General features: G+C 48.4%; 11 protein-coding genes and 1 tRNA gene. All 12 read left to right on the forward strand.

Annotation, left to right across the window (positions count from 1 at the left end; all coding sequences use genetic code 11):
• Positions 1-52 precede the first annotated feature (52 nt).
• The 12 genes from ACTQY5_RS06650 to ACTQY5_RS06705 all read left to right on the forward strand — a co-directional run bounded on the left by ACTQY5_RS06650 (position 53) and on the right by ACTQY5_RS06705 (position 11,950).
• The gene (locus ACTQY5_RS06650) at positions 53-1,657 is read left to right on the forward strand and encodes a Na/Pi cotransporter family protein (RefSeq protein ID WP_288311110.1); all 1,605 of its coding nucleotides are present in this window, start codon (positions 53-55) and stop codon (positions 1,655-1,657) included.
• A 91-nt stretch (positions 1,658-1,748) separates the two neighbouring features.
• Complete coding sequence (locus ACTQY5_RS06655; RefSeq protein WP_288311111.1) at positions 1,749-2,291, forward strand: TIGR00730 family Rossman fold protein; 543 nt, start codon at positions 1,749-1,751, stop codon at positions 2,289-2,291.
• A 192-nt stretch (positions 2,292-2,483) separates the two neighbouring features.
• Positions 2,484-2,558, forward strand: a tRNA-Gly gene (locus ACTQY5_RS06660).
• A 192-nt stretch (positions 2,559-2,750) separates the two neighbouring features.
• Positions 2,751-3,500 (forward strand): glycosyltransferase family 2 protein, encoded by a 750-nt coding sequence (locus ACTQY5_RS06665; RefSeq protein ID WP_154487755.1) that lies wholly within the window; start codon positions 2,751-2,753, stop codon positions 3,498-3,500.
• 33 nt (positions 3,501-3,533) lie between these two features.
• Positions 3,534-4,463 (forward strand): glycosyltransferase family 8 protein, encoded by a 930-nt coding sequence (locus ACTQY5_RS06670; protein ID WP_288311112.1) that lies wholly within the window; start codon positions 3,534-3,536, stop codon positions 4,461-4,463.
• Positions 4,464-4,487: 24 nt separating this feature from the next.
• Positions 4,488-5,696, forward strand: a complete 1,209-nt coding sequence (locus ACTQY5_RS06675; RefSeq protein WP_022488147.1) for an O-antigen ligase family protein — start codon at positions 4,488-4,490, stop codon at positions 5,694-5,696.
• A 12-nt stretch (positions 5,697-5,708) separates the two neighbouring features.
• Entirely contained in the window at positions 5,709-6,500 is a 792-nt protein-coding gene (locus tag ACTQY5_RS06680; RefSeq protein WP_441368973.1) for a glycosyltransferase family 25 protein, read from the forward strand.
• A gap of 50 nt (positions 6,501-6,550) precedes the next feature.
• Positions 6,551-7,564: a glycosyltransferase family 9 protein gene (locus tag ACTQY5_RS06685; RefSeq protein ID WP_229778410.1), complete on the forward strand. Its 1,014-nt coding sequence runs from the start codon at positions 6,551-6,553 to the stop codon at positions 7,562-7,564.
• The gene (locus ACTQY5_RS06690) at positions 7,561-8,556 is read left to right on the forward strand and encodes a glycosyltransferase family 8 protein (protein WP_154487759.1); all 996 of its coding nucleotides are present in this window, start codon (positions 7,561-7,563) and stop codon (positions 8,554-8,556) included. Before ACTQY5_RS06685 ends, ACTQY5_RS06690 begins: the two co-directional genes overlap by 4 nt.
• Before the next feature lie 107 nt (positions 8,557-8,663).
• Positions 8,664-10,505: a phosphoethanolamine transferase gene (locus tag ACTQY5_RS06695; protein WP_441368974.1), complete on the forward strand. Its 1,842-nt coding sequence runs from the start codon at positions 8,664-8,666 to the stop codon at positions 10,503-10,505.
• A gap of 45 nt (positions 10,506-10,550) precedes the next feature.
• On the forward strand, positions 10,551-11,516 hold the full coding sequence (locus ACTQY5_RS06700; RefSeq protein WP_154487761.1) for a glycosyltransferase family 8 protein: 966 nt from the start codon (positions 10,551-10,553) through the stop codon (positions 11,514-11,516).
• A gap of 32 nt (positions 11,517-11,548) precedes the next feature.
• On the forward strand, positions 11,549-11,950 hold the full coding sequence (locus ACTQY5_RS06705; RefSeq protein ID WP_154487762.1) for an HI0074 family nucleotidyltransferase substrate-binding subunit: 402 nt from the start codon (positions 11,549-11,551) through the stop codon (positions 11,948-11,950).
• Positions 11,951-12,033 lie beyond the last annotated feature (83 nt).

The raw sequence follows: 12,033 nt of genomic DNA on the forward strand, positions 1-12,033 counted from the left end.
TTCCACCAATCTATAAGTACAATTGAAAACGCAAACTGCGGAGGAGATTATTTTGGTTCAGCTATTCTTGTTTTTAGGCGGCATTTCTCTTTTCCTGTACGGTATGCAGCTGATGGGCGACGGCCTGCAGCAGGCGGCTGGGGCCAAGCTCCAGAAAATCCTGGGGCAGCTGACAAAGAAGACCATCTACGGGGTGGCTCTGGGGGCCGGGGTTACGGCAGTGCTCCAGTCTTCCAGTGCTACCACGGTTATGACCGTGGGGCTGGTCAACGCAGGACTGATGAACCTGGAACAGGCCTTCGGCATCGTCATGGGGGCCAACATCGGGACCACCATGACCGCACAGCTCATTGCCTTCAATCTGACCGACTACATCACCCTGATCATTGCCATTGGCTTTGTGATGCAGATCATCTGCAAAAAACGGACCCTGAAGAACCTGGGTTCCGTGCTCCTGGGCTTTGGTATCCTGATGCTGGGCATGAGCATGATGAGCAATTCCGTCATTCCCCTGCGCCAGGATCCCCGGATCGTAGATATCCTGGGAAGATTCTCCACCCATCCCATTATGGGGCTCCTTACCGGTCTGGGCATGACCCTGGTAATCCAGTCCTCCTCCGCAACCATCGGTATCCTGATGGCTATGGCCAGCCAGGGGCTGATCCCTCTGGAAGGGGCCATTCCCGTAATCCTGGGTGATAACATCGGTACCTGTATCACCGCTGTCATCGCCACCCTCCAAAGCGGTCTCAACGCCAAGCGGGTAGCCTGTTCCCATGTCATGTTCAATCTGTGCGGCAGTATCATTGCTCTGCTTCTGCTGCCTTTCTTCATTTCTTTTGTAAAGGATATTTCTCCGGCTGGGAATATCGGCCGGCAGATCGCCAACGCCCACACTACCTTCAACGTGGTGAACACCTGTATTTTCCTGCCTCTGGCACCGTATTTCACCCGGTTCATCAAAAAGATCATGCCTGGGGAAGACAATGATATTTCCTATCAGCCCAAGTATCTGGACAAGAACGTGCTGAACACTCCGGCGGTCGCTCTGGGACTGGCTACTAAGGAAGTGGTCCGAATGGGGGAACTGGCTCTGGAAAATATCCGGAAATCCTTTACCTGTGTGGATAACTACAATAAAAAGGACGTGGAATTCGTTCTGGAACATGAACCGGTCATCGACAGCCTGGAAGAGGCCATTACCGTGTATCTCACCAAGATGAGCGAAAAGAACATGACCAAGGAAATGTCCAACCTGCACACCGGTCTGATCCATGCCTGCAACGATATTGAACGGATCGGGGATCATGCGGAAATCATCGCCAAACGGGTCCGGAACATGAGAGAAGACGGAACCACCTTCTCACCGGAAGCCAACCGGGAAATGAAGGAGCTGGAAGTGCTGGTGGTAGCCGCTGCCACCAAGGCCATCAAGGCCCTGGAAACCAATGACAAAGATCTGGCCCGGGAATCCCTGGATTTCTCCCATCAGGTGAAGCTGAAACAGAAAGCCATGCGGAAGAGCCATGTGGAACGGCTGAACGAAGGGGTCTGCACCCCGGAAACCGGTTTTGTGATGCTGGAACTGCTGATCAACATGAAACGGGTCAGCGACCACAGCAAGAATATTTCTCAGCTTGTACTGGGGGATTTCTGAGAATTGATTGTCAATGGTCAATTGTCAATGGCCGATGGCTGAAGGATAGGAGCTGCATGGAGCAGCTCCTTTTTTATGAAAAGGAGAGGAAATGAACATCACTGTTTATCTGGGAGCCAATCCGGGGAACCGTCCGGAATATGCCCGTTATGCGTATGAACTGGGACAATGGATTGCCGGTCATGGCCATACTTTGATCTACGGAGGCAGCCGTACCGGACTTATGGGGAAACTGGCCGACGGCGCTCTGGAGCAGGGCGGACGGGTGATCGGGGTGGAACCCCGGTTCTTTATGGAAAAAGAACTCCAGCATCAGGGCCTGACAGAACTGATCGTCACCGAAAACATGGCCCAGCGAAAAAAGAAGATGCTGGAACTGGGGGACCTGTTCCTGGCCTTCCCGGGCGGCATCGGGACCCTGGAAGAAATCAGCGAAATCATGAGCCTGAACAAATTGGACATGGTGCCCAAACCTTTTGCCTTTTTGGACTACGAAGGCTACTGGCAGCCCATGAAGGCCCTCCTGGACCGGATGGCGGAAGAAGGGTTTGTGTGGAAAGAATGGGTGGAAAGAGTTCCGTTCATCAGGGATCTGGAAGAACTGGAACGGTACTGCAACGGAATGAAACAGTGAAAATCAGCTCCAAGGGATTCCTGCCGACTTACACGGTACCGCAGGGCGCACGCCGGGCGGCCCGCCGGCCCTGGTCAGCCGGGTCGTCGACTTACACGGTACCGTAGGGGCCGCACGCCGGGCGGCCCGCAAAAAGGTTCTTTCCCTTGACATAAGCTAAATACTGTAATATACTATACAAGTAATCCATTTGCGGAAGTAGCTCAGTGGTAGAGCATCACCTTGCCAAGGTGGGGGTCGCGAGTTCGAATCTCGTTTTCCGCTCCATAACGAAATGAAGGGGCTGTTGCTGACTGCAACGGCCCTTGTTTTTATTCAGAGCCGGCAGCAAGCCGGTTTCCAGAAGACGCTGACCATTGACTGCTGAAAGGGTGGATTTTTACAAAATCCCCCTTGCCGTCTTGCCTTTCCTCCCCCTTTACGGTAGACTAAAGGTTGAATGAGAAAAGGAGATTCATCATGGGAACCTGTACGGTAGTTATCCTGACGAAAAACGAGGAAAAACATATCCTGGCGGCCCTGGATTCTGCCCGGCCCTGTGCCGATCAGCTGCTGGTGGTGGATTCCGGGAGTACGGACCATACGGTGGCCCTGGCCCGGGAAGCCGGGGCGGACATTGCTTTCCGGGAATGGGACGAGGATTTTGCCGCCCAGCGGAATTTTGCCCTGGCCCAGGCTGCAGGAGACTGGATCCTGTACCTGGATGCAGACGAGCGGCTGACTCCGGCCCTGGCGGAAAAAATCAACGCCATCAAAGCCGGCAGCCTGGACCATCAGTATGGGTTCCGGCGGATCAACATCGCCTTCGGTCATGAATTCCACCATGGAGCCTTTAGTCCGGACCGGGTGAAGCGGCTGTTTCCCCGGGAAAAGGTCTGCTGGGTGGGGAAGGTCCATGAGCGGCCGGAATGTCCCCTGCCGGTGACAGAATTAAAAGAACCTCTGGAGCATTATACCTACGACACCTTTGCCCAGTGGTGGAACAAGGCCGGTCATTATACCACCCTGTGGGCGGAAGAAGCCTATGGCCGGGGGAAAAAGGCCACTGCAGGGACCGCTGCCGGCCACGCCCTGATGGGAATGGTGAAAGCCTATGTGCTGGAAGGGGGCTTCCTGGAAGGGAGCATGGGGTTTGTGGCCACCCTCCAGCACGGCATCTACACAGCCATGAAATACATGAAATTGGCGGAACTTTGCAGGAAAAAGTGACAAGACATAAATCAAGCAAAAGAGGTGACAGAAATGGACGAAATTTCCATTGTACTGGCTTCTGATGACAATTATGCCCAGCATGGGGCTGTAGCCTGTGCTTCCATCCTGGCCAACCACCGGGGAATGGTCCCCATCCATTTTTACTATTTCGAGGATGGGATCAGTGAAGAAAAGCAGGCAGGGATCGCCGCCACGGTGACAACGGGCAGGGGAACCATCACCTTTGTTCCCACTGCCCAGAAGGAAATCCAGGCCCATACCAGCGGCCATGTGAACCGGGCGGCCTATCTCCGGCTGCTGATCCCGGAACTGGTACCGGAAAACGTAAACCGTGTGATTTATCTGGATACGGACCTGGTGGTACTGGACGACATCCAGGAACTGTGGGAGATGGACCTGGAAGGGAAACCTCTGGGGGCGGTGCCCGATCTGGGAATCCTGGCTTCTTCCCGGATGCGCCGGCAGAAAGAGGAAACCCTGGGAATTGAAGAGGGGGAGCTGTACTTCAATTCCGGGGTGATGGTAATGGATCTGAAGGCCTGGCGGGAAAACCAGTATGGGCCCCAGGTGATCCGGTGTGTGGAAGAGGGGAACTTCCGCCATCATGATCAGGACGGGCTGAACAAGGTGTTCCAGGACAACTGGAAGCCCCTGCCCCTCCGGTGGAATGTGATTCCGCCGGTGTTCACCCTGCCGGTGAAAGTGCTGAAGAAATCCCGCTGGCGGAACCTGGCCCTGGAGGCCCTGGAACGGCCGGGGGTGTTCCACTGGGCCGGCCGGTACAAGCCCTGGGAGTTTCCGCCCAAGGGCCATTTCAACGAAAAATACTATACCTACCTGGCCAGCACAGCCTTTGCCGGGGCAAAAATGCCCCAGCCGGGAAAGGATATGAGGGGAAAATCCGTAACCCGTCAGGAACTGCGGCTGAAGCTGGCTGAATTGTGGAAGAAACTGTTCTAAGGAAGTTGGGGGAGAATTGAAAGAATGATTTCGGACAATCGGCTGCAGTGGCTGCTGATGGCAGCTACCAATCTGTATCTGTTCTTTCTGTGCAGTACAAAATGGAATGCAGGGTACAGCATCAGTCTGGGATTGGTTGTTGTTGTAATGTTGATTTATTGGAAACGGAAGAAAAAAATCGCAATACCGGTCCACAAAGTATGGCTTTTGTGTTATGGCTTATTTATGGGGCTTATTTTTCTGGCGGCGGTAGCGTCGGGAAAGACTGTCGTCATAAAAAGTGCAATGAATTTTATTTTCTATACGATTCCTTTTTGGGTTTTGGTGATGGCTCTCCAGTACAAGGAGAAGCCCATCAGGGCATATGCGCAGTGGGGCCTTTGGGGTGGGTCTCTTGTTTTATGCGGGGTTGCTTTTTATCAGCATGTTCTCCAAAATTTCCCTGCCCGGCTCCAAGGGCCTTTTCCCAATCCCAATAATTTCGCACTGGCTCTGGAATGTCTTCTTCCTTTTCAGGGCTGGCTTCTTTGGGACACTTGGAAAGGGGAAAAAACTGCAAAATGGGAGTGGCTTGGAATTATACCTTTTGCCTGTAGTATTGTTGCTTTGTGGATGACTCGTTCCAGAGGAGGTATTGCAGGGGTTTTTGCAGGAATGGCTATTGTTATTGTGTATCATTGGATCATAAAACGAAAATGGAGTGCAAAAAAACAGATAGCCATATTTTTGTTGTTCCTTACCAGTATGGGAATCTGTACAGCATTTGGCACTGTGAATTTAGCCCGTCGCAAGTATGATGGCGAACGGGTGCTGCTGTGGAAATCATCGTATTCCATGTGGCTTGATCATCCTGTTATCGGTGTGGGATTTGGACAATGGAGTAAAATTTACAAGGCAAAATATATTTTGCCGGAAGCAAAGGAACCGGATTTGCCCGTACCTCACAATAATTTTATGACTTTTTTATCTACTGCTGGATTACTGGGGGGAGTTGGATATTTTTGCTTTGCGGCAGGGACTCTGCTTCTTATGATGAGAGCCATACAACTGCACTCTGAGGAATATGTCTGTTATGCTGTATTGTGGCTTTGCCTTGCCAATCTTATTCATGGAATGGTGGACAATACCCTTTACTCAAAATCAACTATGAGATTATATTTTGCCATGTGGGGCATTGGCTGCAGTATACAGACTTCTTCGAAGGGTAAGGCTGATTATCGTACGATTAAATAGCAGGGGTGAGTCATGGGGATGATGGAAATTTATCATTATATAATCAGTTCACCAGTTGCATATCAGAGACGGACTCAAATTGATAAAAATTTTAGGGAATATGGAATAAAACCCAATTTTTTTAACGCCATTATGGGGAATCAGCTGACTGAACAGGAGTTGCAGCAATTCACTGCAAAACATAATATTTTAAATAAAGGGGCAATTGGCTGTGCCCTTTCCCATCTTGAAATTTACAGGCAGTTGTTGAAAAGTGAAGAACCTTATGTTTTTGTATTCGAAGATGATGTTCGCCTATCTCCGGACTTTGTCCAATATTTCCCTAAAATCAAGGAATTTTTGAATCAGATGACTAAACCGGCAGTACTGCTTCTTTATAGAGTAAAGGCTCCGACAAAAACCGTTTTTTCATTGGGGAATGGATATAAAATTCTTCATGCGTTGGCTGGAACAGCTGCTCATGGATATGCAATCAATCGAAAAGCGGCAGAAAACTTGCTAAAGGCACAGAATCCCATACAGTTTGAAATTGATGCTTGGAATCTGTATTATAAATTAGGTTATTTAACCATATACTGCATAAATCATGAGTTTGGCTATTTGGATTCAAATGTTTCGCGGAACTCTGTTATTGAACAGGTTGCCGAAAAAGAAAGAAAGTCATCAAGATATGTCAATCAATATAAAAAAGAACATTTCATGAAATTATATTTCCGGTATCCAATCTGGAAACGGTGTATACTTCAACTGAAAAGAATTCAGCGTCATTTTATGGAAATGTACTATGACAAGGAAAATAAATGACTTACAAAAATATTTTTGTTGATGGTATCATGCATATGGGAGATATGATTATGACCGCCTCTGTGTTTCCGGTGCTTCGGAAGCATTGCCCCGGGGCTAGGATTACGTATCTCTGCAGCGCCAACCTGGCCTTTGTGGCAGAATTGCTGGAGGGTGTGGATGAAGTGATCCCTTACCGTTATGCCAGCGGAGGCGGGTATGGGGATGTGTGGCGGATGGGGCGGCAGCTGTCCCAGCGTCATTTTGACCTGGGGATTTCCCTGGACCCCCGGGAACGGGTAACGCTGATGAAATGGTTTGCCCGGATTCCGGAACGGATCAGCATGGAACAGGCACTGGGCTGGAAACTGGGATGGGAAAAATGGTTCTATACCCGGGACCTGGAACTGCCTGCAGGCTGGTCCTATCAGGAACATTCCATGGCGGCCAGCTTTCAGCAGATGATGCGGGGCTTTTTCGGAGATCCTTCCCAGGAATTCGTGCCGCCCCGGCTGAAACCCATGGCGGCGGAACAGGAACGATGGGCACAGAAGCTGCTGCAGAAAGCGCCGGCCGCCGGGAAGAAGATTGCCTTGTGCATCCAGACGACCTCCCGGACCAAGGACTGGCCGGCGGAAAAGTTCAGCCAGGTTTGTGACTGGCTGGCAGAAACTTATGGAGCTACCCTGTACCTGACGGGCATTCCTGCCCACCGGGAACGGGGAAATGCCATCCTCCAGGAAATGAAACACCGGGAGGCCGTGGTGGATCTGATCGGGAAAACCAGCTTTCTGGAACTGACGGCTCTTCTGGCCCATATGGACCTGCTGCTGACCCTGGATACCGGGACTGCTCATATTGGAGCAGCGGCAGGTTGTCCGGTGGTTACCCTCTTTACCTTCAATTCCCCGGTGATCTATCGGGCGCCGGGAAAACATTGTGTCGGGGTCAGCGGGCATCTGCCCTGTTCTGGCAAACATATCTGCATCGGTCCCAGCCGGTGTACAAAATCCGACTGTGTGGATGCAGTGACCGTTCCCATGGCGGAAGCGGCCATAGAGACATTATTTCAGGAGACAGCATGAAAACATTTGAACCGGGCTTTTTTGCCCTGGAGAATTTTATTCGGAAGCAGGAAACCTTCGATTTTCTGGATCCCCATTCTGGGGAACCCTGGCATATGGCTTACAATGTGAACGACCCCTTTTTCCAGATCATGGGGGCTTCTATGGTTTCGGTGCTGGAAAACAATCCGGCCCATCCTTTTGTGTTCCACTTGTTTACCGACGGCTACAGCCGGGAAAACGGGGACAAAGTCCGGCAGCTGGCAGAAAAATGGCACTGCCGGTGCACTCTATATGAACTGGATATGGCACCCTTCCAGGATTTCCATGTAAAAGTGGCCCGATTTTCCCGGATTACCTACGGCCGGCTCTATATGGCCAAAGTTCTGAAGGGGGAAACGGACCGGTTCCTGTATCTGGATGCGGATACCATGGTGATCCGTTCCCTGGAGGATCTGTTTGGTCTTTCCATGGAGGGCGAGGCTATGGGGGCTGTTTCCGAACGGCCGAAAGATGCGGCCTATCGGGGCGGCTATCTGAAGCTGAAGAACGGAAAGTATTTCAACGACGGAATCATGGTGATCAATATCCCGGAATGGGAAAAGCAGGGGATTACGGAAAAAGCCTTTTCCTTCCAGAAGGAACCCCGGGAACGGTTCCTGGGACAGAGCCAGGACGTGCTGAATCTGACTTTTGACGGCACCAATCTGTTCCTGCCTCCGGTGTACAACGAATTCGGAGGTGGGGAAGACGACAAGGGTGAGGGAGTGATCATCCACTGGACCGGCCGGCGGAAGCCCTGGCAGATGGTACTGGCCCCCTTCGATGCCCAGTGGCGGCAGTACAATGCCCTGTCTCCCTGGGAGACCATCACCAATACCCTGCCCATCAAGAAGCCGGAAAACTACCATGACTTCAAACAGTGGGCCAAATACCGGAAAAAAGACAGCCTGGCAGATTATCTGTGGGGAATGGGCTGGTATGCAATTTTGAAAATGCGGTATAAGCTGTAACCGTGCGTCACCCTTTTACAGGTGGAGAGAGGGTGACGCTTTTTATTTATTCTTTTGATCCGTAAAGATAATTATATGTACTACTGAGATGATGGAGATGGATTATTTTGGATAGAAAAAACAGTTTTGAAAAATATAAGGGGTATGGACATAAAATTCTCGTATCATTAATTGTTTTTCTGGGGATACTGCTTATCTCCCGGCTGCCATCTACTGTTTATGATTCTTATCTTCGATATAAAGACATAATAGGAATTACAGCTGTCTGCTTTTTATCGGTTGTGACCCTAATGGACTTCCGAAAAAGAGCTTTTGTTTGTTGGATTTTAATGCTTTTACTTTATGAGGTTCCAGCTTATATAAAGTTATCAGTAGGAAGTCCATTAAGCATGGATGAGATAACCGATACTTACTGTCTTGCCACATCGCTGTATTCGTTTATCAGTGGTGGTTTGGTTGCCATTCACTGGATCTCTAATCGAAAAATTCGGCGGATAGTTGGTGCTGCCTGGAATTTACTGGCTTTGGCGGTCATTTTTGCACCGCTGGGGCTGATTGGTTACTACTTTTTAAGTGGTCATTTGCTGACATCCAGTATTGTGCTGACTCTTTTTCAAACCAATCTTCATGAAGCGGTGTCCTATCTGAAAAATGATAACCCTGTTTTATGGGGGGTGTCTTTTGCAGTTGTTTTCAGTATTGCGGGAATCTATATCTATCAGCTGAATCGGACGGCAGATAAGGTACTTAATAAAGAACTGGCGCCAGGTTTTACAGTAGTTTTGCTGGCGGCAATAATTCTCTGTGGAACCAAGGGCGTTGCCAAAGTCAGGTATGCATCGGTTACCAGTCTGATAAAACAAACCAGCCAGAGTTTAGAACAATATAAAGAGTACACCAATGCCAAACGGCGAAGAGAGGAAAATCTGAAAGAACTAATACATCTGTCTGTCGATTCTCAAAAGAGCGGTACGTTTGTGTTGGTCATTGGGGAGTCTGAATCACGGGATCATATGCATGCTTATGGTTATCAACGGGAGACGACACCCTGGTTGGATCAGGCTGTTTCGCAGCCTGAAAATATTTTGTTTACCCATGCATATTCCAATCATACGCATACAGTTCCCACCTTGACATATGCTTTGACTGAAAAGAATCAATATAATGCGGTGCCTTTGGAAAAGGCTTATTCTATTATAGAAGTGGCAAAAGCAGCCGGATACCGAACCTATTGGATCAGCAATCAAGTTAAATATGGGGCTTATGATACTCCCATAGCCGCTATTGCAAGCTCGGCAGATCAGGAAATTTGGATTAACGGAAATTCTGGATATACTACTTGGACGAATTATAATGATGGTGAATTGGCTAATAAGCTGCGTCAAATCAAATTCGATTCCCAGAAAAACAATCTGGTGATTATCCATCTTATGGGCAGCCATACCGATTATCAGGAAAGATATCCCAAAAAGCAAGAGAAGTTCTCAGTGAAAGACAAGAAAACAAGAAGAATCAATTCCTATGATAATACCGTCTTTTATACGGATGCGGTTTTGCACCAGATTTATGATATAATGCGAGCAAGAGATGAGTTCCAGGGAATGGTCTACTGTTCTGATCATGGAGAAGATATGCAGCACAGCCATGAAGTGACAAAATTCACTTGGTCTATGGCACGGATTCCTTTTGTCGTTTTTCTGTCCCAGAACTATTGCCAAAGGAATCCTGCAACATTCCAGAATCTGGTAAAGCATAAAGAGGATTATTGGACCAATGATTTACTGTATGATGTACTGATCGACTTGATGGGAATTCAGAATCTGCATGGAAGAGAGGAAACAAAAGACATTGCTTCAGATCAGTATTTTCTTCCATTGGAGCAAGGAAAAACCTGCCATGGGACAAAGTCCCTGGCTGATGATCCTGGCGTAGGTTCCGACAATCAATAAAAAATGAAATAAGAAGGAGAAGCAGTTTAGTACTGCGGGAGAAATATGGAAATTACGGCAACAATAGAAACCCAAAAAATTGAATTTGGCAGTCCGGATGTACTGGCAGGAAAAGAATCAGTGCATATTGGGTACGGAACAGATGAGAATTTTGTGATGCCTATGGGCGTTTCCATGATTTCTGTTTTGGAAAACAATAAGGAACTGCCGATTGTTTTTCATATCCTGACGGAAAATATCAGCGAGAAGAGTATTAACCAACTGAAAACCATAGCATCTAGATATCCAAATTGTGGAGTACAAGTTCATTTTACAGATTTGAGCATTATTGATGGTCTGCCTATGTTTGCCCTTGGCAAAGCAACCTATATCCGGGTGTTTTTGGGGCAGATTTTGGATCCTGCAGTGGAGAAAATTCTCTATTTGGATGGAGATATCGTTTGCCTTCAGTCAATTCAGAATCTGATTCATAGAGATTTTTCTGGGAAAACGGTAATGGTGGTAGAAGATGTACCAGCAACAGCCAGAAAGCAGGAAAAAAAGTTTCAGCTGCAGCAGTATTTTAATGCTGGAATGATTTTTATGAACATGGTTCAATGGCGGCAGGAAAAAATCTCCGAGAAATTTCTTGATGTATGTTTTGAGTATAAAGAGAGATTGAATTATTTAGATCAGGATGCATTGAATATAGTGTTGGAAAAGAAGAAACTGATGGTAGGAAGGGAATATAATTTTATTCCACTTTCTGCCGAGGAAACTGAAGTCCCAGATAACGCGGTATTTCTTCATTATGCAGGGACGAAGCCGTGGTATTGCTGGTTGGATTTTCCCCTGAAAAGATATTTTATAAAATATTATAAGATGTCTCCCTGGAAAGATGAATCGCTGCAGCAACCCCGAAATTACCGGGAAATGCATTATATGTCCCGTGCCCGATGGAGACAGGGAAAATATTTTGATAGTGTGTACTGGTTTATCCAATATATTTCTACTAAAATCAAGAAAAAATAATTTGTTGAATGTTGGTAAAAGGGGAGTAGAAGATGGCATCTAAAAATCTCTTACAGATACGGATGGAGACAGCCAAAAAAATCCTCACCAAACTCCACGAACTGGCCGTAAAACCGGATCTGTCCGAGGTGGAACGGGATGCCCTGATCCAGCGGTTCGAATTTTCTTTTGAACTGCTTTGGAAATGCGCCAAAGAATACCTTTATGTGGAAGAAGGGATTGATGCGGCGTCTCCTAAAAAGGTCATCCGGTGCTGCCGGGAACTGGGGCTGCTGGATGAGGGGCAGACCCAGGAAGCCCTGCAGATGGCAGATGACCGGAATCTGACCTCCCATACCTATGATGAAACTTTTGCCCAAGCGGTGGTGGAACGGATCCGCCAGTATGATCCGCTGCTCCAGTCCTGGCTGGATAAAATAGGCGATGCCAGGTAGAAAAAGAAGCGTATAAATCGGAACCGTAGGGGCGGCAGACCCGGCCGCCCGCAGATACATCGTTTGTTCATGTGTTCTGCGGG

The sequence above is a fragment of the Acidaminococcus sp. HCP3S3_H5 genome (assembly GCF_052122235.1).
In the GTDB taxonomy this organism is placed as follows: Bacteria; Bacillota; Negativicutes; order Acidaminococcales; family Acidaminococcaceae; genus Acidaminococcus.